The following is a 24,670-nucleotide window of genomic DNA, read 5'->3' as shown; positions in this document are numbered from 1 at the left end:
CTATGCAAAAAACATTACAAAATAATTTACGTTTCGGACTGGGGCTTTCCCTCATTATACTATTTATCAGTTCACTTGCTTCCTATATTAGTATAGGCAATCTGATCCGTAGTTCTGAGCTAGTAGCGCAGAGTAATACCAATATTCGTAATCTGGACGCAATTATATCTTCACTTAAAGATGCAGAGACCGGGCAACGCGGTTATCTTTTAACTGGTGAAGCCGTTTTTCTGGATCCGTATAAAGGGGCGAAAGAAGAAGCGATAGGCTATCTGAATAAGGTGAAAAATGATATGCAGAATAGTCCTGTTCAACAGGAGAATCTGAAATCACTGGAAGAAATTATATTAGGCCGGCTGAATGTGCTGGAAAAAACAATAGCCATTAAGCAGAAAGGTGGCTCCGTGAGTGTGGGAGACCTTCTAACTGGGAAATCTTACATGGATAGTGCCCGAAAGCTTATCCAGCAAATTCAGGACGACGAACAGACCCAGTTGAATGCGCTGACTTCAGATTTAAATAAATCTTCGGGATATACTCCCATGCTTATTGTTATTGCTGCAATTCTGGCCATTCTGATCACACTGTTTTTCTATAGGAGAGTGACGAAAGACCTGGCGGCGCGTGTTCGTTTGCAAAAAGAATTAGAAGATAAAAACATTGAAATAGATAACAGAATCGAGGTTATTGAGGGGATTGCCAGCCAGATTTCAAAAGGAGATTACCAGATCCGGCTGGATACTGCAACCGAAGATGGGTTGGGTAAATTAGCCGGTTCATTAAATGAAATGGCCGAATCTCTGCATTATTCTTTTTCCTTACTTGCAGATAAAGAGTGGTTACAGGCAGGTATCGCGGGTCTGAACGATAAAATGGTAGGGGAAAAGAATATACAAGAACTAACTACAGATATTCTGGAAAATATTATACAGCATACATCTGCCCAGGTTGCTGCATTCTACTTGCTCGAAGATGACCGGAATTTACATCTAGCAGGAAGCTACGCTCTACTAAAAGAACAAAGCCGCTCTTTATTGAGAGACGGCGAAGGGCTTTCCGGACAGGCATTAAAATCACGAAAATCTATTCTGATTAAAGATATTCCTGAAGGCGAACTGACTATCAGTTATGCTGCGGGCAGTACCAGTCCGAAAAATATCGTTGCCTTCCCGGTAATTAGGGACAAAACTCCTGTAGGGGTTATTGAGGTGGGGTCTATTAATGCATTTACACCGCAGCATCTCGAATTTCTGGAGTCTGTATCTGGGAACATCGGTGTAGCTATTCATGTTGCGCAGAACCGGAAGAAACTGCAGGAATTCCTGGAGGAAACACAGGCTCAGGCAGAAGAACTTCAGGCACAGCACTCAGAGCTGGAGGGTTTGAACGCAGAATTAGAGGCACAAACACAAAAGATACAGACCTCAGAAGAGGAACTGCGCGTGCAACAGGAAGAATTACTACAGAGCAACCAGGAACTGGAAGAAAGAACAACGCTGCTGGAAGAGAAAAATCAGCTTATTCAGGAACATAATGAAGAAATACAGCGTAAATCCGAGCAGTTGGAACAAAGCACACGCTATAAGTCGGAGTTCCTGGCTAATATGTCCCACGAGCTGCGTACCCCGTTAAACTCTATTTTGTTGCTGTCCAAATTGATGTCGGATAACAAAGAGCTGGATCCAGAATATATTGAGTATGCAGAAGTAATTCAAAGTTCCGGTCAGGGCTTACTTGGTCTGATTGACGAGATTCTTGATCTTTCAAAAATTGAAGCAGGCAAGATGAAGCTGGAACTGGCAGATGTCAGCACCAAAGAAATTGCCGAGGATATGCGTTCTTTATTTAATCCGGTTGCAAAAAATAAGAATCTTGTGCTGCATATAGAGCTGGAGCAGAATCTCCCGATGCTTTTTACCGATAAAATGAGATTGGAGCAGATTCTTAAAAATTTGTTATCGAATGCAATTAAATTCACTTCTTCGGGTACCGTTACGCTGGAAGTTAAACAGGGCAGTATTGCAGGAGAGCTGCAGTTTAAAGTTATAGATACCGGAATAGGTATCCCAAGAGATAAACAAAGCCTGATCTTTGAAGCTTTTCAACAGGCAGACGGATCTACCCGGAGACGTTTCGGCGGTACTGGTTTAGGTCTTTCGATTAGCCGTGAGCTGGCGAAATTGCTTGGCGGGGAAATTGAGCTGAACAGTAAAGAATTGGAGGGTAGTACGTTTATCCTCACTATTCCTATAAAAGGACAGCAGATATCTGAACGTACACAGCAGAGTCAGAATTTCACGTACCTCAAAGAACCAGAACAATTGCAGGACGCAATAGAAGTCATGGAGCAGTCAGAAAGGTTCACAGTGACTCATATTCCTCAGGAAATTGAAGATGACCGGAACGACATTGTTCCCGGCGATAAAGTCATTCTTATTATAGAAGATGATACCCCGTTCGCGAAAACCCTGTTGAATTTCACAAGAAAGCGAAACTATAAAGGAATTGTAGCTGTACGCGGCGATCAAGGAATAGAAATGGCTAATTTCTATAAACCTTTGGCTATTCTGCTGGACATTCAGCTGCCGGTGAAGGATGGCTGGCAGGTAATGGAAGAGTTGAAAGCTAATCCGGTAACCAAGCCTATTCCTGTGCATATCATGTCTTCTTTAGAGGTGAAAAAAGAAAGTCTGCTGAAAGGTGCAGTGGATTTTATCAATAAGCCATTTGCGCTGGAACAGATGCAGCAGATCTTCCTGAAACTGGAACATGCTTTGAGCAGACATCCGAAAAAAGTGTTGATTGTAGAGGAGAATCAGCAGCATGCTAAAGCACTCAGCTATTTCCTGAGTAACCATAGCATTCAGACTGAAGTCGTTAATAACGTGTCTCAGAGTGTTGATGCATTACAGAAGAAAGAAGTTGACTGCGTGATCCTTGATATGGGGATACCCGATAAGAACGCCTACCTGACGCTAGAAACTATCAAAAAAAGCGACGGATTGGAGAATCTGCCAATTATTATTTTCACTGGTAAGAATCTTTCCAAAGGTGAAGAGCGTAAAATTAAACATTATGCAGATTCGATTGTTGTTAAAACTGCCCACTCTTACCAGCGGATCCTTGATGAGGCAGGACTGTTCCTGCACCTGGTTGAAGAAAAAGCGATTACTGGTAAGTTAAAAAAATCAAATGAAAGCCTTGGTGGTCTGTATGAAGTCCTGAACAATAAAACGGTTCTGATTGCAGATGACGATGTCAGGAATATTTTTTCCCTGACCAAGGCGCTGGAACAGCATAAAATGAAGGTGCTTGCAGCTACTGATGGTAAAGAGGCACTGCAGTTATTAAATGATAATCCGGGAGTTGACATTGTGCTGATGGATATGATGATGCCGGAAATGGACGGCTACCAGAGCACCCGGGAAATCAGAAAAATCCATGCGTTTAAACATCTGCCGATTTTAGCGGTTACTGCAAAGGCTATGATGGGAGACAGGGAAAAATGTATTGCAGCCGGGGCATCAGATTATATTTCTAAACCTGTGGATATAGATCAGCTGATCTCACTGCTTCGGGTCTGGTTATATGATAAAGCTTAACACTGATTAATTTATAAATGAGAATGGAAACTCAAAAGAAGGTGCTGATAATTGATGACGATAACAGGAATATCTTTGCGCTGAAAGCGGTGCTTAAAGCAAAGGGATATCAATGTGTTGCAGCAATGAGCGGTGAAGAAGGATTACAATTGCTGGAAAGCAGTCCGGATATTGGCGTAGTACTGATGGATATGATGATGCCTGGTATGGATGGTTATCAGGCCATAGCTAAAATGGGAGAGTGCGAAGATCTGAAAGAAATCCCTGTAATTGCAGTAACAGCGCAGGCGATGGTTGGAGATAGAGAAAGATGCCTGGATGCAGGCGCAGTTGGTTATGTGTCTAAACCTATTAATGTAGACCTGTTGAATGAATTGCTGATTAAATATATCTGATGTATTCCGAAGTCTCTTTAATAAACGATGAGCAGGTTGAAATTTTACTTGCAGATCTGCTTGATCATTACGGATATGATTTTACAGGTTATTCCAGAGCGTCTTTAAAAAGACGGATTATCAGACTCTACTCCCTGGATAAAGCATTGAGCTTTGCCGAATTCCGTTATCAGATTAACAATGATCCAGTTTATTTTAAAAGATTCGTTGAGCAGATTACAGTTAATGTTACCGAAATGTTCCGTGACCCTGTCTTCTTTAAAACGTTAAGGGATGTTGTATTACCGAAGCTGGGCACTTATCCCTTCATTAGGATTTGGCTTGCAGGTTGTTCTACAGGCGAAGAAGCTTATTCTATTTCGATCATTTTGAAAGAATTGAATCTGTTGCATAAATCTTTAATTTATGCAACAGATCTGAACCCTGTCGTGCTGGAAAAAGCTGCGCAGAGCATGTTTGCATTGAGCCAGATGAAGCAATATTCCGAAAACTATATCGCTTCGGGCGGACAACTTGATTTCTCCAGTTATTACACAGCGAATTATTCGCTGGCCAAATTTGATGACGAACTCAAACGTAAAATTATATTTTCGACACACAATTTGGTTTCAGACCATACTTTTAATGAGTTCCAGCTTATTCTGTGTAGGAACGTATTGATCTATTTTGACCGGGATCTGCAGCATAAAGTACTGCAGTTATTTGACGAAAGTCTGCAACCACTAGGATACCTTGCGCTGGGAAGTAAAGAGACCCTGGATTTCTCTCCGCTCTCCAAAAATTATAAAAGAGTTCCGGCAGAAAAAATATGGAGGAAAGTGAGCTGATGAAAAATTGTGAAGCTTTAATTATCGGCGGATCTGCAGGTAGTCTGGAGGTGCTTTTAAGGGTCTTACCCGCACTTTCACCAACCCTGAGTTTTCCCGTGATTATTGTTGTCCACAGAAAACATGGCACCGATTCCCTGTTACCGGATCTTTTATCTGGAAAGACCAGTCTGAAAGTTAAAGAAATAGAAGAGAAGGAACAGGCGATGGCCGGGACAGTCTATATTGCACCGTCAGACTATCATACGCTAATCGAACAAAACAAAACTTTTTCACTTGATTATTCAGAAAAAGTCAATTATTCCCGTCCGGCAATTGATGTGACTTTCCAGACCGGGGCAGAGGCCTATAAGGGAAAACTGGTCTGCATGTTATTGTCGGGATCTAATTCCGATGGAGTAAATGGGTTGAAAAGTGTTAAGGCCTGGGGTGGAATAACCGTTATTCAGGATCCTGAAACTGCACAGGTCTCTTATATGCCTGCGCAGGCCGCGCTCCAATTAAAAATAGATTATACATTAAGTATTGAAGATATGGCGGATTTTATAAATTTGCTATCTTAACGCACACATGATATGGCTGAACAAAAAAAGGTATTCATTTTTGATGATAACTCAGATATTCTGGAGTTATGTACTTTTATTCTGGAAGATGCGGGTTATGAAATTAAAACATCGTCCACATCAAATGATATTATTGACCAGGTTACAGCTTACACGCCCGACATTATCTTCATGGACAACTGGTTGCCTGACGTAGGGGGAATAGATGCTACCAGAGAGCTTAAAAGTCACCCGACGTTAAAGTCTATACCTGTAATCTATTTCTCTGCTAATAACGACGTAATGGCGCTCGCCGATCAGGCCGGTGCAGATGGCTATCTTTCTAAACCTTTTGATATCGAAGAACTGGAGAATATTATTCTCAAGCATCTGCCGAAATAAATCAAGAGATCCGGAATTTACAGAAACCAGTTCAAGGAGAATATCATAAACAAAAAATCCCCCAAAAAGCATTTTGCCGGTTGGGGGGATTTTTTTTATAAAATGGGCTGTTATTATTTGACGCCAAGCACGTCAACACCCTGCTCGAATATAATATCTACGGGAATGCCTTTCTGACTCAGACGATCCAGATCGCCCTGTAATTCCGGGGTGATTATCGCTTTCTCTTTTCTAACTTTAGCTACGGCATTTTTATCGCCATTGCCCTGAAGCATAAGGATCATGCCGCCAAGCTCATTCATCGCGGACTGGAACTTACCAAAGTCAACTTTATAGGTTCCGTTCGCAGATCTCACAAAAGCGCCCTTGTCACGGAAGAAATTAAAGCATTGCATGTTTGCCTGTCCGTGTGCACTTGCTGCACCAAAACGTACAGAGCGAAGAATTCCAGCCATAAATGTGGTGTAATAAGTTTTAATATCCCCGGTCAGTTCGCCTTTCTTAAGCAAGCCGGTTACCATATATAAACCAAGGATATCGGCTTTCCCTTCTTCCAGCCAGCTATATTGTTCCTGTAAAGCATCCTTAACGAATCCTTTTCCATTCACTGTTTTTTTGATACCTAAACCGTGTGCAACTTCATGAAACATCACATTCGCAAAGAAGGCATCAAAATTAACATACTGCTGTTGTTCTTTATCGATCAGTTCAGTCGCAATAGGAACCAGGATCTTGTCAAACTTTGCCTTCATGGCATTTTTCAACTGTGATCTGCGCGTACCTTTTTTCTGTTGGATAACTTCATCATTAGGAAGGTTTACCGCGATGGTTTTAGAACCAGAATTACAATCTCCGGCATAATAAACCACATCATATGCATTCAATTCTGAATCTGTACCTGGTTTCTCCTTCTTATACTTCGCGGCAACAGGCAGGCCTTTTTGCAATTCAGGCAGCATACTTACATACTTCGCCAGCTTCTTACTCCACTCTTTGTCCTTAACTAATACATAGGCTTCGTAGGATGTACGGGCATTGAACAATTTGTCTTCATAATTCTCAATCGGGCCTATAATAATGTCCAGCGTATTAGTTTTCATATCCAGCCATGCGTAATCACTTGGATTATACAGGTCGGTAACTAATGCATCGGCACGTGTATTCAGGTATTTTTTAAAGCCGGTATCGTCGGTAAGCAAAGCTGCTTGTTTTAGCAGACTTGACGCACGCTGTAATTCTGCAGCATACATAATATGATAAGGTACACTAACCAGCTTACCTGCGGTGTCACGTTGGATTACAGAGTAGGCGTTAAATTTATCTTTTAGATCTGATTTTTCCAGCTCTTCTTTTTTCATATCCAGCGGATAAAAGGCTGCACCCTCCGGTTTTACGCCTGCGCCTGCAATGAATGGTTTGTCGCCATTTAACCGATCCCATGGGCCATAGTTTATACGGATAAAAGCTTTTGCTTTTTCATCCTTTACTGCAGTAAGTAAACTGTCGCGCTGCGGATAAGTCTGTTTCCAGAACAGGTCATCCATAATCTGCGCAGCCTGGATGAGCAGGGGAAGAACCTGACGGTCAGTAACAGAAAGGGCATTCAGATTGGTTGTAAGCTTAACAGTTTCATAAATAGCAAGACGCTGATTCACGTAGTCCTGTAAAGTGTCTTTTGCGACGCCCTGGTGCTCTGCCTGTGTTTCACCACTTCCTTTGGTGTCATTGGAGCAGGATGTAACTCCTCCAATTATGGAGCAGCCTGTGATTAATAGGGCCGCTTTAAACGATTTGTTCATAGGTATTTCTTTATAACGCAACTAAATTAGGAAAAAAATAAAGGGCAAGCATAATTTTAGAGGTATCCGGGGCATTAAAATAAATATTAGTAATTTCACCGTACCTCAATACATCTCCCATGAAAATAAATAAGATACTGAATTACAGTGTATTACTTAGTGTACCGATGTTCGTCCTGTCTGCGTGCTCAAGTAATAAGTATGCCGCTACGAATAAAGTATACAAAGAGCAGGCTAAGTCTTTCGGACAGATCCTCGAAGCCTTTCCTCCGGCAAACCAGCAAATCGAATTATTGCCGGCAGATCAGCAGTCCTTTATAGGCTCTGTCAATTTTGGTATCCGCAAGCCCGGGTTCATAATCCTGCACCATACCGCTCAGAAATCTACCGATCAGACAATCCGTACATTCATCCTGAAATCCACCCAGACAAGTGCCCACTATATAGTAGGCCGTGATGGGAAAGTAGTGCAGATGGTAAATGATTATCTGAGGGCAAACCATGCCGGAGTAGGTAAATGGGGAAATGAAACTGACCTGAACTCCTGCTCCCTGGGCATAGAACTGGACAATAACGGTGATGAGCCGTATTCAGATGCCCAGATCAGCAGCCTGATCAGCCTGCTCAAGACCCTGAAAAAGAAATATAATATCCCGGCAGCTAATATTATCGGACACTCCGACATTGCTCCGAAAAGAAAGATCGACCCCAATAAATTCCCATGGAAAACCCTTGCAGATGCCGGTTTCGGCCTCTGGTACGATTCCGTACTACAACTCCCGCCACCGAACTTTGACCCCGCGACAGCCCTTAGAATCATCGGTTACGACGTAAGTAACATGTCGGCAGCGATCATTGCCTTTAAAAGACACTTCGTCCAGACAGATATCACCGGCGTACTCCGCCAGGGTGATCTCATGATCCTGTTCAACCTCTACAAGAAATATATCTAAGCAATCACAGATCCCCCCTCATTATAAAAAGGGAACTATCCTTCGTCACAAAAAGGGCGAAAACTTCAGACATAAACCAAAACGGCCGGATACTCACACATTGAGTATCCGGCCTCTCTATTTAGATGAAATCATAAATCAAATAAACCTCCCTCTGGAAACCTGATTTAACCTTCAATCTCCCTGCAAACCCTCTAACTATTCTGCTCTACTTAACCTTAATATTATTTCGTACCTGATTCCATTCCTCTTCATACTTCCTTCAATCCCGACCGAAGGAACTCCGAACAAACAGTGAACGAACAATGAAGGAAGTATGAAGAAACTAAAACGAAAACCAACCCAACACCATACCTTAACCATAAGTTAAAAAATCCCTCCTCATCCCATAAATATGCCCCCAGAAATATCAACCCATCCATAAACCCCTAACCACACACCCTGACCCTACACTATGTAAATATAAACCCCTAACCCCCATACCAGCTCCCCCCCCAAAAAAAACTTACCATTGCGCACCCAGCCAACCCCCATCGAAGCGCATAAAAAAAACAGACAAGGTTTAAAAGAACCTTTCAGCTTTGCTGTAGTTCTGTAAACCTTGCCTGTTTTTTATGCGACCCTAAGGCAACTCTGCGCCATGTAAACATAAACCCCTAACCCCCATACCGGCCTCCCCCCCCAAAAAAAACTTACCATTGCGCAGCCAGCCAACCCACATCGAAGCGCATAAAAAAAACAGACAAGGTTTAAAAGAACCTTTCAGCTTTGCTGTAGTTCTGTAAACCTTGCCTGTTTTTTTATGCGACCCTAAGCAACCCTGCGCCATGTAACATAAACCCCTAACCCCCCATACCGGCCTCCCCCCATACCGGCCTCCCCCCCAAAAACATTCCATTGCGCAGCCAGCCAACCCACATCGAAGCGCATAAAAAAAACAGACAAGGTTTAAAAGAACCTTTCAGCTTTGCTGTAGTTCTTTAAACCTTGCCTGTTTTTTATGCGACCCTAAGGCAACCCTAAGGCAACCCTGCGCCATGTAAACATAAACCCCTAACCCCCCATACCGGCCTCCCCCAAAAAAAAACATTCCATTGCGCAGCCAGCCAACCCCTCATCGAAGCGCATAAAAAAAACAGACAAGGTTTAAAAGAACCTTTCAGCTTTGCTGTAGTTCTGTAAACCTTGCCTGTTTTTTTATGCGACCCTAAAGCAACTCTGCGCCAGGAGTAACTATTTTTTCGCCTTCGCCCACGCATCCTTCAGACCGACAGTCTGATTGAATACCAGGTGCTCCGGAGTCGATTCCAGATCCAGGCAGTAATAGCCCTTACGGATAAACTGGTACCTGGAATCCATGTCTGCCTGCGCTAGGTATGGCTCAATATAAGCTTGTTTAATAACGCGGACACTGTCAGAATTCAGGTAGTCTTTAAAATCACCCTCTTCACTGTCAGGAGATTCTACGCTGAATAAACGGTCGTAAATCCTTACCTCAGCAGTTTTCGCATGTGCGGTACTTACCCAGTGTATTGTGCCCTTAACATGCAGTTCGCTAGTATCTTCACCACTTTTTGAATTTGGGAAGTAGCTGCAACGGATTTCAGTTACGTTTCCGTTTTCATCCTTTATGAAATCATCACACTGAACGATATACGCATTTTTTAACCTTACCATTGCGCCGGGAGCGAGTCTGAACCATTTTTTTGCAGGTTCTTCCATGAAATCTTCTCTTTCGATCCACAATTCGTTACTGAAAGGAATTTCTCTGCTGCCACCTTTATCTTCCGCTTCCGGATTATTTTCGCCAATCAGAATTTCAGACTGACCTTCAGGATAGTTCGTAATAACCAATTTAATGGGATCTAAAACAGCCATTACACGATTTGCGGTTTTATTCAGGTGTTCCCTTACGCAGAATTCCAGTAAGCTTAGTTCGATCAGGTTTTCTCTTTTAGCAATACCGATACGCTCACAGAACTCACGGATACTTTCCGGCGTGTAGCCCCTTCTTCTCAATCCGCTTATTGTTGGCATCCTTGGATCATTCCATCCGCTTACTACACCTTCATTAACCAATTGAAGAAGCTTACGCTTACTCATAACCGTATAAGTCAGGTTTAGACGCGCAAATTCGTACTGCTGAGACGGGAAAATTTCCAGCATCTCTATAAACCAATTGTATAGCTCTCTGTGCGACACATACTCCAGTGTGCAGAGAGAGTGCGTAATTGATTCTATACTGTCACTTTGCCCGTGAGCAAAGTCATACATCGGATAAATGCACCAGGTATTGCCGGTACGGTGGTGTTCTGCATGTTTTATTCTGTAGATGATTGGATCACGCATCAGCATATTTGGGCTGGACATGTCAATCTTGGCCCGTAAAGTACAGGCGCCATCTTCAAACTTTCCAGCTTTCATTTCCGCAAATAATTCCAGGTTTTCTTCAGTAGACCTACTGCGGTAAGGACTGTCTTTTCCGGGCTCAGTTGGTGTGCCTTTTAAAGCTGCGATCTCCTCTGCGGTACCATGGTCAACATAGGCCAGGCCTTTTTCTATCAATTTCACTGCGAAGTCGTGCAGTGTCTGAAAATAGTCTGAAGTATACAGTTCGTTTTTCCACTGAAAACCTAACCATTTGATGTCCTGTTGCTGGCTGTCAACATATTCCGTTTTCTCTGTTACCGGGTTAGTATCGTCGAAACGCAGGTTAGTATAGCCGCCGTATTTCTGGGATAATCCGAAATTCAGGCAGATTGCTTTCGCGTGGCCGATGTGTAAATAGCCGTTAGGTTCAGGTGGAAACCGCGTAATTAAAGTCTCGTACTTTCCACTGTTCAAATCGTTTTCAATGATCTCTTCAATAAAGTTCAATGATCTTTCCTCACTCATAAAAACTGTAAATTTATGCTCAAAGTTAATATAAAAGTGCTAATTTACTTACATTTACGATAGACAATTGATCGATGTGTCTATCGTTTCTCTAAATATCTTATTATATCCGGTCTGCCGGAATTAGTCTAATAACCCACGTATTTATGAATCTTAAAAACATCTTATCAGAGATCAGGGACGGAATTTTATATCTGACTATTAACCGTCAGGAAAAACTCAATGCACTAAATAAAACTACGCTGGCAGAACTCGCTGAGCTGGTTATTTATGCCGGACAACAAGCCGATGTTAGTGCAGTATTGCTTACAGGGGCGGGAGAGAAAGCATTCGTTGCCGGAGCAGACATTTCTGAATTTGCAGGTTATAATGCAGCGGAGGGAGAAGAGCTGGCTAGAAATGGACAGGAATCTGTTTTCAATGCGATCGAACACTCTTCCAAGCCATGGATTGCTGCTATTAATGGTTTCGCGCTCGGTGGAGGACTAGAGCTTGCTATGGCCTGCCATATCAGGCTGGCTTCTGAGAATGCAAAATTAGGACTACCCGAAGTCTCTTTAGGACTTATTCCCGGTTATGGTGGTACACAACGGTTAACAGCTTTGGTTGGTAAAGGAAAAGCACTTGAAATGATCCTTACAGCAGGAATGATTACCGCAGCGGAGGCAGAGAAGGTGGGGCTTGTTAATCAGGTGGTTCCGCAGAAAGAATTATTAACCAGGGCGGTTTCTGTAATTCAACTTATCCAGAAGCGTGCCCCACTTGCAGTTGCCGCCGCTATACGGGCAGTAAATGCGGCGGGAGAAGACGGAATTAACGGATTCGAGATGGAGATCACAGAATTCGGACGGTGCTTCGATACCGCTGATTTTAAGGAAGGATCCGGTGCATTCACCGAAAAAAGACAACCAGAATTTAAAGGAAACTAAGTAAATAAGATAAATGGTTTAATATTTGACGAACAAAATTTTTAGAACTTTACCTGCGCTTTGCTTGTCCAGACGCGTTTTTGTGATTTAGAGTGTAGAAAATATTTCCCATATAAAATATTTCTCTATATTTAACAATCCAAATTTTAGACCTTGTAGCCTGAATATGAAAAAAATACTGATCGTTGATGATGAGATTAATATAGGATTGTTATTATCTAAATTCTTAACACGTAACGGGTTTAGTGTCAGCACTGCTACCTCTGGAAATTCTGCGTTTGAACTGCTTGCGAAAGAGGAATTTGACCTGGTTCTTTGTGACTACCGGCTGGACGATACAGATGGCAGGGAGGTCCTTGTAAAAATCAAAGAAAAGCATGCACATACCGGAGTTATTATTATCACCGGTTATTCTGATATTAAGCTGGCAGTAGAATTAATAAAATTAGGCGCATACGATTATATTACCAAGCCTCTTTACCCCGATGAAATTTTAAATACAATTAATAAAGCTATTGACACTCAGCAGGCGCTCAATGACGGTGCAACGGCAGATGGGGGTTCAGAGCAAGGTAAAGGCAAAGGTGGTAAACCGGCCTATCTGAATGTCGAAAATTTTGTAGCCGGGCAAAGTCAGGCATCTAAAGATCTAATGAAACAGATTCAGTTGGTTGCGCCCACTTCCTATAGTGTTATTCTTACTGGTGAAAGCGGAACAGGAAAAGAGTCTGTTGCAAAAGCGATCCATCTGAACAGTCCGCGGAAGGATAATCCTTTTGTAGCTATGGACTGTGGTTCTTTAACCAAAGAATTGGCGGGAAGTGAGTTTTTTGGACATGAAAAAGGGTCATTTACGGGCGCATTAAATACGAAGATCGGCCATTTCGAAATGGCAAATGGAGGTACACTCTTTCTTGATGAAGTTGGCAATCTGTCTTATGAAATCCAGGCCGCGTTATTGCGTACTGTACAGGAACGTAAAATAAAGAGAATAGGCAGTACAAAAGAAATTGATCTTGATGTACGGATTGTAGTTGCGACCAATGAAAACCTGGCTTCTGCGATTCAGAAAGGTAGGTTCAGGGAAGATCTGTATCATAGATTTAATGAGTTCTCCATTGACCTTCCGCCATTAAGTCAGCGAGGTAGAGACATTATGATTTTCGCTAAAAATTTCCTTGATTTTGCGAATGAAGAATTGGGCAGAAATGTACTGGGCTTCTCTGCAGATGTAGAGAAATGTTTTCTGAGTTATAACTGGCCGGGAAATGTAAGGGAATTGAAAAATGTGGTCAGAAGAGCGACACTGCTTACAGAAACAGATGAGATCCAGCTGAAGGCTTTACCGCTTGAGATCTCAACAGATGCACGTGTAACTCAGATAGAACAACATATACAGCACCGAAATCCGGAGAAATCCAGGGACTTGAAAAATGCGGCTTCTGAAGCCGAATATGAGGCTATTCTGAAGGTTCTCAGGGAGGTTAATTTCAATAAAACCAAAGCTGCAAAGATTTTGAATATTGACAGAAAGACACTCTACAATAAAATGAAAGCTATCAATCTGGATAGCTAAAACCTGTTCTTTTAACAAATACTTTATCAGGCTGCAGATCTGCTGCAGCCAAAAACAGAAATCCCGCTGTTTGGCCTGGTTATTGGTATAATCACCAAACAGGTTGCAAGCCTTTAACAGGCTTTTCCTGGTCTATTTTAACCTTTTTGAAAGTTGTGAATCTTTGCCCTTTTTATTGAATTTACAGAGATTGGAAAGATTTAAAACAATTCTCAGAATGTTTGAGTTATAAAAGCGGAAATAGCCGGGAACCTGTGTAATTGTAAACTAATTATTCAACAATAAATTTTTTAAGTCATGAACGATAACTCAAAAGTACTGATAGGTCTGCTGACCGGTTTAGCTGCAGGCGCTGCATTAGGATTATTATTTGCTCCGGAAAAAGGCAGTGAGACCCGTGACCGTTTAAACCAGTCTATAAAAGACCTGGCAGAAACTATAAAAGACAAAGCTGCAGATGAAATTAGTCATTTGGCAGGAATTAAAGATAAAGTTGTCGATGCTGTTAAAAGCAAAGTACACCAGGTAGAAGAAGAATATGCAGATGATATAGAGCATGCTTAGCATCTAATGCTTTGCGCGGATCACAAGCCTTAATAAACCAATAAAAGCTAACAATAGAATAATGGAGGAGAAGAAAGAAAAGAATTTTGATGAAATCATCACCGATGCAAGGACCTACCTGGACGCCAGGTTGGAATATACGCGACTGGTATTCATCAAAAGGGGATCAAAAATATTTGCCGATCTCGTTACAAATGCGATCGTTGCTATTTGTTTTACACTTGCATTTATTCTGGGTACAATAACACTTGCCCTGTTTCTGTCCAATATTTTCCATAGTTATACAGCTGGTTTTGGCACTGTGTCTTTACTTTATCTGTTTCTTGCGCTCATTGTGTTTTTTACCAAAGAGAATTTCATAGAAAAGGCTATTGTTAACTTTACGATCAAAAAATATTTTAAAAAATTAGAGGAGGACGAGGAAGATGATCAAAAAGGGTAGTATTAACAATCTGCATGACCTCAATGTACAGATGATCGGACTTAAAGTTGAGTATAAGATCCAGGAAGTAAAGTTGAAAGATGATGTGAAAACATATGTTTCTCAGTTTACTCCGGGAAATCTGATCAGGAAATATGCGACACCTTCAGCTTTTCTGAAAGTGGACGATAAGCTGAATATCAGCAGTAAGCTGATGAGTATGGTATTACCTATGCTGATGAACAGTACCGTTTTCCGTGGCTCAGGCTTCCTGACCAAAACTCTGGTGGGATTAGCGACAAGTAAAGTTGGAAAAACACTTGATGCAGAACATCTCTCCGCCATCTTTAATTCAATTAAGGGATTGTTTGGTAGTAAAAAGAAAAAAGCGAAGGGAGGGGAGTTCATTGATTATGGAATTCCGCCTGACAGCGAAACGTTTTAATGAAGCACCAACCTAATATGTTAAATAAGAAAGGCTGTCCATTTGGACAGCCTTTCTTATTTAACATATTCTGGAAAGGATTTATAGCGTTGAGGCAATTTTTAATTCTTTCAGTTGCTTATCGTCAATAGTAGATGGGCTGTCAATCATAACGTCTCTTCCTGAATTGTTTTTCGGGAATGCAATAACGTCACGGATTGAATCCAGTTCTGCAAAGATGGAGCATAAACGGTCAAAACCGAAAGCAATACCGCCATGCGGAGGGGCACCGAATTCGAAAGCGTCCATCAGGAAGCCAAATTGTTTCTGAGCCTCTTCAGTACTGAAGCCTAAATGCTTGAACATTAATGCCTGCAGGCTACGGTCGTGTATACGGATTGACCCGCCACCAATCTCAGTACCGTTAACCACCATATCATATGCATTCGCACGAACTGCTCCCGGATCAGTATCCAGCAACGCGATATCTTCTGGCTTAGGCGAAGTGAAAGGGTGGTGCATGGCATGATAACGCTCTGTTTCTTCGTCCCATTCCAATAGTGGAAAATCCAATACCCATAATGCACTGAAAACATCTTTCTTACGCAAACCAAGGCGCGTACCCATTTCCAGGCGGAGCTCACTCATTTGTTTACGCACTTTATCCGTTGTACCAGCCATTAATAACAGCAGGTCGCCCGGCTGGCTGCCCAGGGCTTCTGCCCAGGTTTTAAGCACATCTTCGCTGTAAAACTTATCTACAGAAGATTTAATGCTGCCATCTTCCTGATGACGTGCATAAATAAGACCGGTAGCGCCGATCTGAGGACGTTTTACGAAGTCTGTAAGCTCATCCATCTGCTTGCGTGTATAATGAGCGCAGCCTTTCGCACTGATTCCTAATATTAATTCAGCCTGATCAAATACAGGGAAATTATGACCTTTTACCTGCTCATTAAGCTCAGTAAAGCGCATTTCGAAACGTGTGTCTGGTTTATCAGAGCCATACCAGCGCATAGCATCAGCATATTGCATCCGCGGGACTTCCGGCAGATCAAAGTGTTTCACTTCTTTAAATAAAGTGCGGATCAGACCTTCAAATGTATTCAGGATATCCTCCTGCTCGACAAATGACATCTCACAGTCAATCTGCGTAAACTCAGGCTGTCTGTCCGCTCTTAAATCCTCATCTCTAAAACATTTAACGATCTGGAAGTAACGGTCGAAACCTGAAACCATCAGTAATTGCTTAAATGTCTGTGGTGATTGTGGTAAGGCATAGAACTCACCAGCATTCATACGGCTGGGAACTACGAAATCGCGGGCACCTTCAGGTGTAGACTTAATCAGTACCGGAGTTTCCACTTCTATAAAGTCTAATCCGTCCAGGTACCTTCTGACAGATTGTGCCATGCGATGGCGCAAGACCATATTGTTACGCACAGGGTTTCTTCTCAGATCGAGGTAGCGGTATTTCATTCTTAGATCATCTCCACCATCTGTCTCATCATCGATCATAAATGGCGGGATCTTGGAGCTATTTAATATTTCCAGACCGGTGATTTTAATTTCAATCTCTCCGGTGGGCATTTTCAGGTTTTTATTGGAACGTTCTACAACAGTTCCGCTGGCTTTAATCACAAATTCACGGCCAAGGCTGCGGGCAGTCTGACAGAGTTCTGTATTATCATCCATATTAAAAACCAATTGCGTAATGCCATAACGGTCACGGATGTCAATAAAAGTCATTCCACCCAGGTCTCTTGATTTCTGCACCCATCCGCACAGGATTACGGTTTCGCCTAAATTGTTAATGCTCAGCGCTCCGCAAGTTGTAGTTCTTAACATGATTAATCGGATTAAGCCGCAAAAATATTCATTTTGAGCCACATATTATAAACAGAGCCTATATTTAGACAGGAGATTTAATTTTTTTTTCCCGAGCATGCAACTTTCCCATAAAGCATCTGTCTTATAACCGAATACTCAATTGATTGGAAACAGTATATATAGATAAACACTTAGCACTGGTAGATGCCTGCCGTAAGGGCTGCCGGAAGTCACAGTTTGAATTATACAAGCTGTATGAGCGTGCTATGTACAATGTTGCGTTACGCATTGTAAACCATGAAGGTGAGGCAGAAGATGTACTTCAGGAAGCTTTCCTGGATGCGTTTACACGACTTAAAGATTTTCGTTCAGAAACCACTTTTGGTTTATGGCTAAAACAGATTGTGGTTAACAAATCAATCAATTGTCTGCGGAAACGCAGAGCGGAGTTTGTAAGCCTTGACGGTGTCGAATCAGAGGATATACCCGTTAATGATGAAAAGGAAATCCAGTGGCGGATAGAAGAGATCAAATCGGCAATTAAACTATTGCCAGATGGCTACCGGGTCGTATTAACCTTGTACTTGTTCGAAGGATATGATCATGAGGAGATTTCACATATCCTGAAAATATCAGAGGTTACATCACGTTCGCAGTTATTGAGAGGTAAAACAAAATTGAAGCAATTATTAGCACAGAAAGGAGTAAGAGATGAATATTGATTTGGATGATTTTATCAAAGAAAACAGAAAAGAGTTTGATACAGAACGGCCTTCAGGGGGAGTATGGGATAAAATTGAACAGGAACTCGACAAACAAGGGGAGAAGAAGCCAAAAAAGCGACGTCTGTATTTAGCGATGAGTATTGCCGCCTCCCTGCTGATCCTGATGGGTCTGGTTTTCCTGAACAGGGGTCCGGCAGGAAGAAGTAAGCTAAATCTGGCAGAAATTAACCCGGTTGCAGCCCAAAAACAGATGCGCTTTGCCAGTATGATTGCTGAGAAAAGGGATAGTCTCGCGAACTATGCGTCAGATAATCCGGAGTTGTATGAGAAGTTCAATAGTGATTTGCAGGTGTTAAATCAGAATTATGAGAAGCTAAGGAAAGAGCTGCCCGGTAGTCCCAATCAACAGTTAATTGTTAAAGCGATGGTCCGGAATCTTGAAATACAGATGCATTTGCTGAGTCAGCAGCTTTCTATAATCTCTTCAGTTACCGAATATAATAAGGAGAATCAAATCTGACACATCAACACACCTTATAAATATAAAAGAGGATGAATAAATTAATGCTTTGGGGTGCAATGCTTGTGCTCGCACAAAACACCTACGCACAGGAACTTGTCAGAGAGGAAGTGTATGCAGTTAATACTGCAGACCAAAGCCTCAGCCTTGCTGCAGTTCAGCAGCAGACAAACACACAACCAGATCCGGATGATGACCAGTCTGGAACCATTAAGAAATACAGTCGTACTTTCAGTGCTGACAGGCAGGACAAAATAAGTGTAACAAACCAGTATGGTTCTGTCGTGGTTAAAACCTGGAATAGAAAAGAAGTACGTCTTGATGCGTCTATAAAGGCATCAAATAGCCAGGATCACCGGGGGAGCCGGTTAATCGACCAGGTGAATATTAATGCCGATAAATCCACCGACCAGATCTCCTTCCGGACTGTAATAGGGCAGGAACAGAAAAGATGGGGCAGGAATAATAACAAAGCCCGTGAAATCCGTGTGGATTATGTCATTTATCTGCCAGCATCGAATGCGCTGAGTATTAGTAACCAGTACGGAAACGTACAGATAGAAGATTTTGCAGGTGCATTGTCTCTTAAGCTACAATACGGGGATTTTAGTGCGGGTAATCTAAGTTCCGATAATAATTATATTTCAGTACAGTACGGAAAAACTAATATTGTGGAAGCGAATAAATTAACAGTGAAGCAGCAGTATGGGTCGGGACTTTCCATTGGTACAGTCGGCACCCTGGATCTGAATATCCAGTATGCCGGTGTAAAGATTACCCGTGTGTCAGGAGATGCTGTGATCAGGCAGCAATATGGGTCGGGTCTTGAACTGGGTAGCGTGGGTAATCTGGTGCTCAATGCACAATATGCGAATGTACGTGTCGGCGATATCCGAGGAAATGCCAGGGTAGATCAGCAGTACAATACATTGAATATTACAAATGTTGGAAATTTAGATCTCAAATCTCAGTACAGTGGTGTAAACGTAGGTACACTCAGAGGAGATGGTAATTTCAATATGGACTATAACAACCTGAATATACAACAAGTTCTGGCGAGCAGCCGCAATTTGACTGTCACTTCTACATATCTGGGTATTAAAATAGGTTTTGCAGGAAACTATAATGGAGATTTTACGGTGCGACAATCTTATGGGTCGTTTAAATCGGGTGAGCGTGTTCATACCAATACAGACGGTGATGAAGAGAGCCGACGCGGATCTTCCAGAAGTTATAACGGGAGAATAGGAAACGGCAGGACTTCAAATATTAGAATCAGTTCTACTTACGGTAACCTGAATTTCAATTAAGAAATGCAGAAACAATTTTATAAAGGAGCCTGTTGATAAATTCAGCGGGCTTTTTTTATATATTAGTAACCAAAAAAACCTATGGAAATATTTATGCATGCTGAGGCCTGGATCTCCTTGCTTACCTTAACCGTTCTGGAGATTGTATTGGGCATAGACAATATTGTCTTTATCTCCATTCTCTCTGGAAAATTACCTGTAGAACAGCAAAAGAAAGCCAGGCAACTTGGTCTGGGACTGGCCATGATTACCCGTGTTTTACTGTTGCTTTCTCTGAGCTGGGTAATGAGTCTGACCTCTCCGTTATTTAATATCGGCGAATGGGTCAGTTTGGACAATAAAGAGTGGCTGGAAAAACTGGCGATCTCCGGACGTGATCTGATTCTGATTTTGGGAGGATTATTTCTGATTTACAAGAGTACGCACGAAATCCACCTGAAACTTGAAGGTGAGGAAGAAGAAGAAGGCAAGGTTAAAGTTCATTCATTTGCCGGTGTAATCGCTCAGATCTTGGTATTGGATATTGTGTTCTCTCTGGACTCTGTAATTACAGCGATCGGTATGGCTGAGCACGTTGAAATTATGATTATTGCAGTTGTGATTGCCGTAATCATCATGATGATATCTGCCAACGCGATCAGCAATTTTGTGAATAATCATCCTACGGTGAAAATGCTTGCGCTTTCCTTCTTGTTGCTTATAGGTGTATCGCTTATTGCCGAAGGTCTTGATCAGCATATTCCTAAAGGATATATTTATTTTGCTATGGCATTCTCCATTCTAGTCGAAATTCTGAACCTTAAAATGAAGAAAGGAAAGCGTAAACCAGTTCAGCTGCGTAATAATGTAGACGAACAGTCGTGATCTTAATAATTATTTAATTCTCTTATTCATTTGAGGGATCCAATTGTATAAATACCTTTGGATCCCTTTATTATTTAAAATCTATAGCTATGATTTATTTTCCTGAAGCCATTCTCTCGGAAACCTCTATACACCGGATCGGTAACCAGGCACAGGATGAGTTCTATGTCTTATCTGAGCAATCCATGGATATTCAGGATGAACAACTGAAGAATTTGCTGATGCGTTATTTCCTTGGGCCTTTTGAGAAGGTAAACGAAATTTACCGCTTCTTCCATCCAAATGAAGATTTGAACCTGAATGAGGCTTTCCACTTTGTATCCCAGATTTTTGACGACGGAACAAAATTTCATGAAAATAGCCAGCAACTGGCTAAGTTTCTGTATGGTATTTCCAGCCATCCGAAGATTAAAGCAGGTGAACTTTATGTTTGTTATTTTGAAAATGTACAGATCGAAGGAGAAGTACATGATGCGATAGGAATCTTCAAATCGGAAACTAAGGAAGCTTATCTGAAGGTGTCTCCGGAACAAGCCGGTTTCGCGCTGAGCTATGAACAGGAGGCTGTGAATATTAATAAATTAGACAAAGGGTGCCTGATCTTCAATACGGAGAAAGAAGAAGGATATAAGGTAGCCGTGATTGATCAGACCAATAAGAGTGCGGAGGCAGTTTACTGGAAGGACGATTTTCTGAAATTGAAAGTACGGAACGACAATTATAACCAGACCAGTAATGTAATGGGCGTTTATAAGAACTTTGTAACAGAAAAACTAGACCAGGAGTACGATATTACTAAAGCAGATAAGATTGATTTGTTGAATCGCTCGATGAAGTATTTCAAAGAAAAGGAAAGTTTTGATCTGGAAGAATTTTCGCAAGAGGTGATCGGTAATGAAGAGGGAATAGCTTCCTTCAAGAATTTTAAGAAAAATTATGAGGATGAATTTGATACCGCTATTGCAGATAGCTTTGATATTTCAGGAGCCGCTGTAAAAAAGCAAGCGAGGGCTTTTAAGAGTGTCCTTAAACTCGATAAAAACTTCCATATCTATATTCATGGAAATAAGGAGCTGATTGAGAAAGGCTTCGATGAAGATAAATCGATGAACTATTATAAGGTCTATTTCAAAGAAGAGGAATAGCAATTTGTTTGGAGATTTTCTCATACGAACCTATAATTTCCCCGCTGACACACATACAACAGCAGGGAATTACGGGCAAAACGGATTCGCAGGGCTTATGCTAAGCCAGCTGCAGGGGAGCATTAAAGACTTCCTGGTTTTTGAAGTCATATGTGCCAATCAGATCATACATGCGTCCTGAGATGACAGATTCAGTGAGTATCTGCAGATGTTTGTCTGAATGGAGGTCAGTTCCCGCAAAATCATACATTTTTTCTTTCAACAATATATCGGCTAATTTCTTCACATCCCGCCCGTAATAACCTAAAATAGATAATAAATTGAGCTGTAACAGACATCCTTTTTCCTTTAAACGTTTCAGCCGCGATAGGTCTTTATAGTAATAAGTATACCTTTCCGGATGTGCGAGGATAGGTCTGTAACCTTCTACCTCGATATCGAATTGTGCCTGGCTTATATTGGGGCTCTCGACCAGAAATCGCATTTCTATAAGCAGATATTCTCCACGAATAGGACATAATGCTTCTTCATGATTGAAATTGTGATCTATCATATACTCCGCAGCTGTACTCAAATTGACGGAGATATTTGCATTTATTAATTCATCCCGAAGCAAGGTCTCTGCCTGCAGAATGGTAGCCGGAGTATTGGGATAAAGACCTTTAAATATATGAGGTGTACAGATCAGCTGATTGAACCCCAGTTCCTGTAAGGCTTTTACATAACGTACCGAATGGGTTACATTCTGTGCCCCGTCGTCAATTCCGGGTAGTATGTGGGAATGCATATCTACTCCAAGCCAGGAGATGTCAGTTACTTTGTTTTTTTTTCGGAAAATATTGAGCATAGCTTTAAGGAAAATAAAGAGGGAACAAAAACAGCATTATTTCTGACGTATATTCCTGTCTGAAATTCGCTCGGTCTTTAATAGGTTTTCCGCTGTATTGGGGTAAAAAGACTTAGAATTTCCACAGTGTAAATTGTACGCTATCAGAATTCAAAAATGGCTTAAACCTTTTAAAAAAGGCGCATTTGTGGGGGTGGACAAGGGGTGGACAAATTGTAATAAACCGACGAGTCTAGGAATAAGGGGAAGTTTGGGGAATGTTATCCCCTGGTAATGCGCCCACTTTTTTACGGAGCCTTTGTTTCGCTTTTTTAACACCGTCTATGGTAATGCCGAGTAATTCTGCGATTTCCCTGTTATTCAACTCCAGTCTTAAAAGGGAAAGGATTCTGAGCTCAGACTCGCTGGTCGATGGATGCAGTGTCAGTACCTCTCTGAAAAAGCTGGGATAAACTTTTAGAAACATTCCTTTAAAACGTTTCCAGCTTTCTTCTGTCATTAAATGCGTCTCCAGCAATGACTGAAGGCTGGCTTGTGGTACCGGATATTGCTCTGTAGAGACAACATCGGCGTCCATTAGCTCAATCTGACTGCGCATATGCTCAATTATTTTATTCTTTTCTCTCAGATTATCTGTAAAGTTGATCAGAGCCAGTCTGGCCGTTTCGAGTTCCAGTTCTACCTGTTGTTGTTTTAGCTGATGTTCTATTTTCTGTTTTTCAAGTGTAGCTGCTGCATGTTTATTTTTTAGGCGCTGCCTGCTGTAAAAAAGAATTAAGATAATAACCAGAAGGGAAGAAAAGATAATCAGGTTCCTTTTTTTACTCTGCTCTTCTTTGGCTTGTTTGATCAAAGCTTCACGCTGCTTGTCAAAATGATGTTTTTCCCAGAAAAGCCGGACGTGTTCTATTTCGGTAGAATTATCGCGTTGCTCCAGACTGTCTTTAAGCGATACATATTGTCTCAGATACTGGGAATATTCCCGGTATTGACGTCTGGATTCTGCAATGGTTGCCCGCATGTCAGCGATTTTGAGTCTGCTGACTAAAAAAAATGGTTTATCGGCCAGAAATGTCTCTGCCTCATTCAGATATTGTTCGGCTAACTTCCACTCCTTCCTGCGGATTTGAATACCCGCGATGTCAATGATAGCCAGCATAGCATCCAGAGGTTCATCGAAACGGATGGAATAAGCCCGGTTCAGCTTAAATTTTTCGAGTGCGAGGTCTATTTTTTCGTTGTTCTGCAAATAAAGGCGGGCCGTGTTTCCGGCCACTATGCCTACCCAAACTGTATCTTTTGCAGCTTCTGCAAGGGCTGTTGCTTTATTGTAGTATTGAATGGCCTCCTGATCTTTTGACTGCAGCGCATAGCAAAGTCCAATTGTATTGTTAATGTCTATAGTCTCGCGTTTACTTTCAGTTGGGTATTTTAAACCGGACTTGAGATAATGGATTGCCTGTCCATATTCTTTAATATAATAGTAGAAATAGCCTAAAATTTTAAGCTGCCTGCTGGGTTCAGGTAGTGTAGCCGGGTCCAGGTCCTTCAGTAGGAGGTCTGCTTCCAGAAAATATTTATAAGCCGGAACCATTTGCCTGTAGTTGTAATGATAGTATCCATAATTGAGCAGATTGACCACTACCATTACTGGTAAATCATAGGTTTTAGCGAGGTCAACGGCCTTTTGATGATATTCATCGCTGCGGATATTAGGACGGTCGGCAATAATCGAATATTGATTGGCCATCAGCCCGTAATAAAGACATTCAAGTGGCTTGTCCTCCAGGTCTGTCGCAATCTTGTGAAGTTGGTTCAGGTCACGAAGCACCCTGGTCGTGTCTTTACTTAAAGACGTCTGACGGTTTATTTCTATTGCCCGCTCTAAACGCTTAGCAGGAGAGTTTATGGAACGTAAAGGAGCATAAACGTCCTGTGCATCTACAGGGAGTGGTAAAATGGCCAGATAACAAATGAAAAACAGTAAAAAGAGAGTGCCTTTTAAGCAGGAGATGGCTAGCTTACCCATGAGCGTTACGATGCGGGCAATAATACAAACAAACCGCAACACGCCGAAATTTTTAATGTTAATGAAATGAT

21 protein-coding genes are annotated in these 24,670 nt (G+C 41.7%); 16 read left to right on the top strand and 5 right to left on the bottom strand.

Annotation, left to right across the window (positions count from 1 at the left end):
* The first annotated feature begins 2 nt into the window (after positions 1 to 2).
* Genes BM192_RS05425 through BM192_RS05405 form a run of 5 tightly spaced genes read left to right on the top strand, consistent with a single transcriptional unit; the run spans position 3 to position 5,768 of the window.
* Positions 3 to 3,602 (top strand): response regulator, encoded by a 3,600-nt coding sequence (locus tag BM192_RS05425; protein WP_037441404.1) that lies wholly within the window; start codon positions 3 to 5, stop codon positions 3,600 to 3,602.
* A gap of 23 nt (positions 3,603 to 3,625) precedes the next feature.
* Positions 3,626 to 3,997: a response regulator gene (locus BM192_RS05420; RefSeq protein WP_037441406.1), complete on the top strand. Its 372-nt coding sequence runs from the start codon at positions 3,626 to 3,628 to the stop codon at positions 3,995 to 3,997.
* Positions 3,997 to 4,824 carry a CheR family methyltransferase gene (locus tag BM192_RS05415; protein ID WP_037441272.1) on the top strand — a complete coding sequence of 276 codons (828 nt, stop codon included), beginning with the start codon at positions 3,997 to 3,999 and terminating at the stop codon, positions 4,822 to 4,824. Before BM192_RS05420 ends, BM192_RS05415 begins: the two co-directional genes overlap by 1 nt.
* Complete coding sequence (locus tag BM192_RS05410; protein ID WP_037441408.1) at positions 4,806 to 5,387, top strand: chemotaxis protein CheB; 582 nt, start codon at positions 4,806 to 4,808, stop codon at positions 5,385 to 5,387. Before BM192_RS05415 ends, BM192_RS05410 begins: the two co-directional genes overlap by 19 nt.
* Before the next feature lie 12 nt (positions 5,388 to 5,399).
* Positions 5,400 to 5,768 carry a response regulator gene (locus BM192_RS05405; RefSeq protein ID WP_037441275.1) on the top strand — a complete coding sequence of 123 codons (369 nt, stop codon included), beginning with the start codon at positions 5,400 to 5,402 and terminating at the stop codon, positions 5,766 to 5,768.
* Between the two features lie 113 nt (positions 5,769 to 5,881).
* Here BM192_RS05405 and BM192_RS05400 read toward each other — a convergent pair whose 3' ends face one another.
* Positions 5,882 to 7,567, bottom strand: coding sequence for a dipeptidyl-peptidase 3 family protein (locus BM192_RS05400; protein ID WP_074590791.1), 1,686 nt, complete (start codon positions 7,565 to 7,567; stop codon positions 5,882 to 5,884).
* A 119-nt stretch (positions 7,568 to 7,686) separates the two neighbouring features.
* Here BM192_RS05400 and BM192_RS05395 point away from each other — a divergent pair, with 119 nt between their 5' ends.
* On the top strand, positions 7,687 to 8,520 hold the full coding sequence (locus BM192_RS05395) for an N-acetylmuramoyl-L-alanine amidase (RefSeq protein ID WP_037441278.1): 834 nt from the start codon (positions 7,687 to 7,689) through the stop codon (positions 8,518 to 8,520).
* Between the two features lie 1,233 nt (positions 8,521 to 9,753).
* Here the strand turns inward: BM192_RS05395 and BM192_RS05385 are convergent.
* Positions 9,754 to 11,415, bottom strand: a complete 1,662-nt coding sequence (locus tag BM192_RS05385) for a glutamine--tRNA ligase/YqeY domain fusion protein (protein WP_074590793.1) — start codon at positions 11,413 to 11,415, stop codon at positions 9,754 to 9,756.
* 146 nt (positions 11,416 to 11,561) lie between these two features.
* Here BM192_RS05385 and BM192_RS05380 point away from each other — a divergent pair, with 146 nt between their 5' ends.
* The 5 genes from BM192_RS05380 to BM192_RS05360 all read left to right on the top strand — a co-directional run bounded on the left by BM192_RS05380 (position 11,562) and on the right by BM192_RS05360 (position 15,350).
* Positions 11,562 to 12,344, top strand: a complete 783-nt coding sequence (locus BM192_RS05380; RefSeq protein WP_037441282.1) for an enoyl-CoA hydratase/isomerase family protein — start codon at positions 11,562 to 11,564, stop codon at positions 12,342 to 12,344.
* Between the two features lie 166 nt (positions 12,345 to 12,510).
* Positions 12,511 to 13,920 (top strand): sigma-54-dependent transcriptional regulator, encoded by a 1,410-nt coding sequence (locus BM192_RS05375; RefSeq protein WP_037441285.1) that lies wholly within the window; start codon positions 12,511 to 12,513, stop codon positions 13,918 to 13,920.
* Positions 13,921 to 14,217: 297 nt separating this feature from the next.
* Entirely contained in the window at positions 14,218 to 14,484 is a 267-nt protein-coding gene (locus BM192_RS05370) for a YtxH domain-containing protein (protein ID WP_037441286.1), read from the top strand.
* A 61-nt stretch (positions 14,485 to 14,545) separates the two neighbouring features.
* On the top strand, positions 14,546 to 14,926 hold the full coding sequence (locus BM192_RS05365; protein ID WP_037441288.1) for a hypothetical protein: 381 nt from the start codon (positions 14,546 to 14,548) through the stop codon (positions 14,924 to 14,926).
* Positions 14,910 to 15,350, top strand: coding sequence for a hypothetical protein (locus BM192_RS05360; protein ID WP_074590795.1), 441 nt, complete (start codon positions 14,910 to 14,912; stop codon positions 15,348 to 15,350). The genes BM192_RS05365 and BM192_RS05360 overlap by 17 nt, the downstream gene beginning before the upstream one ends.
* 81 nt (positions 15,351 to 15,431) lie before the next feature.
* On the opposite strand, the gene aspS is transcribed toward BM192_RS05360, so the two are convergent.
* A complete protein-coding gene (aspS, locus tag BM192_RS05355; RefSeq protein WP_037441290.1) occupies positions 15,432 to 17,177 on the bottom strand; it encodes an aspartate--tRNA ligase in 1,746 nt (581 codons plus the stop codon).
* Between the two features lie 146 nt (positions 17,178 to 17,323).
* Here aspS and BM192_RS05350 point away from each other — a divergent pair, with 146 nt between their 5' ends.
* From BM192_RS05350 to BM192_RS05330, 5 genes are all read left to right on the top strand, one after another.
* Positions 17,324 to 17,881 carry an RNA polymerase sigma factor gene (locus BM192_RS05350; RefSeq protein ID WP_037441291.1) on the top strand — a complete coding sequence of 186 codons (558 nt, stop codon included), beginning with the start codon at positions 17,324 to 17,326 and terminating at the stop codon, positions 17,879 to 17,881.
* A complete protein-coding gene (locus BM192_RS05345) occupies positions 17,871 to 18,404 on the top strand; it encodes a hypothetical protein (RefSeq protein WP_037441295.1) in 534 nt (177 codons plus the stop codon). The genes BM192_RS05350 and BM192_RS05345 overlap by 11 nt, the downstream gene beginning before the upstream one ends.
* Before the next feature lie 32 nt (positions 18,405 to 18,436).
* Positions 18,437 to 19,714, top strand: a complete 1,278-nt coding sequence (locus BM192_RS05340) for a hypothetical protein (protein WP_037441297.1) — start codon at positions 18,437 to 18,439, stop codon at positions 19,712 to 19,714.
* A gap of 81 nt (positions 19,715 to 19,795) precedes the next feature.
* Positions 19,796 to 20,578 (top strand): TerC family protein, encoded by a 783-nt coding sequence (locus BM192_RS05335; protein WP_037441299.1) that lies wholly within the window; start codon positions 19,796 to 19,798, stop codon positions 20,576 to 20,578.
* Positions 20,579 to 20,667: 89 nt separating this feature from the next.
* Positions 20,668 to 21,723, top strand: a complete 1,056-nt coding sequence (locus tag BM192_RS05330) for a nucleoid-associated protein (protein WP_037441302.1) — start codon at positions 20,668 to 20,670, stop codon at positions 21,721 to 21,723.
* Between the two features lie 100 nt (positions 21,724 to 21,823).
* On the opposite strand, the gene BM192_RS05325 is transcribed toward BM192_RS05330, so the two are convergent.
* Both BM192_RS05325 and BM192_RS05320 read right to left on the bottom strand, forming a co-directional pair.
* The gene (locus tag BM192_RS05325) at positions 21,824 to 22,570 is read right to left on the bottom strand and encodes a tyrosine-protein phosphatase (RefSeq protein ID WP_051759912.1); all 747 of its coding nucleotides are present in this window, start codon (positions 22,568 to 22,570) and stop codon (positions 21,824 to 21,826) included.
* A gap of 232 nt (positions 22,571 to 22,802) precedes the next feature.
* Positions 22,803 to 24,641 carry a hypothetical protein gene (locus BM192_RS05320; RefSeq protein ID WP_139218409.1) on the bottom strand — a complete coding sequence of 613 codons (1,839 nt, stop codon included), beginning with the start codon at positions 24,639 to 24,641 and terminating at the stop codon, positions 22,803 to 22,805.
* Between the last annotated feature and the right edge of the window lie 29 nt (positions 24,642 to 24,670).

Source organism: Pedobacter antarcticus, assembly GCF_900112985.1.
Lineage (GTDB): Bacteria > Bacteroidota > Bacteroidia > Sphingobacteriales > Sphingobacteriaceae > Pedobacter > Pedobacter antarcticus.
Note: the sequence above shows the minus strand (reverse complement) of the source record. Positions and strands in the feature narration are given on the sequence as shown.

Bases quoted from the DNA above. Each gene is read 5' to 3' on its own strand.
- BM192_RS05405 (WP_037441275.1), top strand. From the start codon at position 5,400: ATGGCTGAACAAAAAAAGGTATTCATTTTTGATGATAACTCAGATATT.
- BM192_RS05330 (WP_037441302.1), top strand. From the start codon at position 20,668: ATGATTTATTTTCCTGAAGCCATTCTCTCGGAAACCTCTATACACCGG.
- BM192_RS05365 (WP_037441288.1), top strand. From the start codon at position 14,546: ATGGAGGAGAAGAAAGAAAAGAATTTTGATGAAATCATCACCGATGCA.
- BM192_RS05360 (WP_074590795.1), top strand. From the start codon at position 14,910: ATGATCAAAAAGGGTAGTATTAACAATCTGCATGACCTCAATGTACAG.
- BM192_RS05410 (WP_037441408.1), top strand. From the start codon at position 4,806: ATGGAGGAAAGTGAGCTGATGAAAAATTGTGAAGCTTTAATTATCGGC.
- BM192_RS05340 (WP_037441297.1), top strand. From the start codon at position 18,437: ATGAATAAATTAATGCTTTGGGGTGCAATGCTTGTGCTCGCACAAAAC.
- BM192_RS05335 (WP_037441299.1), top strand. From the start codon at position 19,796: ATGGAAATATTTATGCATGCTGAGGCCTGGATCTCCTTGCTTACCTTA.
- BM192_RS05345 (WP_037441295.1), top strand. From the start codon at position 17,871: ATGAATATTGATTTGGATGATTTTATCAAAGAAAACAGAAAAGAGTTT.
- BM192_RS05425 (WP_037441404.1), top strand. From the start codon at position 3: ATGCAAAAAACATTACAAAATAATTTACGTTTCGGACTGGGGCTTTCC.
- BM192_RS05385 (WP_074590793.1), bottom strand. From the start codon at position 11,415: ATGAGTGAGGAAAGATCATTGAACTTTATTGAAGAGATCATTGAAAAC.
- BM192_RS05375 (WP_037441285.1), top strand. From the start codon at position 12,511: ATGAAAAAAATACTGATCGTTGATGATGAGATTAATATAGGATTGTTA.
- BM192_RS05370 (WP_037441286.1), top strand. From the start codon at position 14,218: ATGAACGATAACTCAAAAGTACTGATAGGTCTGCTGACCGGTTTAGCT.
- BM192_RS05400 (WP_074590791.1), bottom strand. From the start codon at position 7,567: ATGAACAAATCGTTTAAAGCGGCCCTATTAATCACAGGCTGCTCCATA.
- BM192_RS05325 (WP_051759912.1), bottom strand. From the start codon at position 22,570: ATGCTCAATATTTTCCGAAAAAAAAACAAAGTAACTGACATCTCCTGG.
- BM192_RS05420 (WP_037441406.1), top strand. From the start codon at position 3,626: ATGGAAACTCAAAAGAAGGTGCTGATAATTGATGACGATAACAGGAAT.
- BM192_RS05395 (WP_037441278.1), top strand. From the start codon at position 7,687: ATGAAAATAAATAAGATACTGAATTACAGTGTATTACTTAGTGTACCG.
- BM192_RS05415 (WP_037441272.1), top strand. From the start codon at position 3,997: ATGTATTCCGAAGTCTCTTTAATAAACGATGAGCAGGTTGAAATTTTA.
- aspS (WP_037441290.1), bottom strand. From the start codon at position 17,177: ATGTTAAGAACTACAACTTGCGGAGCGCTGAGCATTAACAATTTAGGC.
- BM192_RS05380 (WP_037441282.1), top strand. From the start codon at position 11,562: ATGAATCTTAAAAACATCTTATCAGAGATCAGGGACGGAATTTTATAT.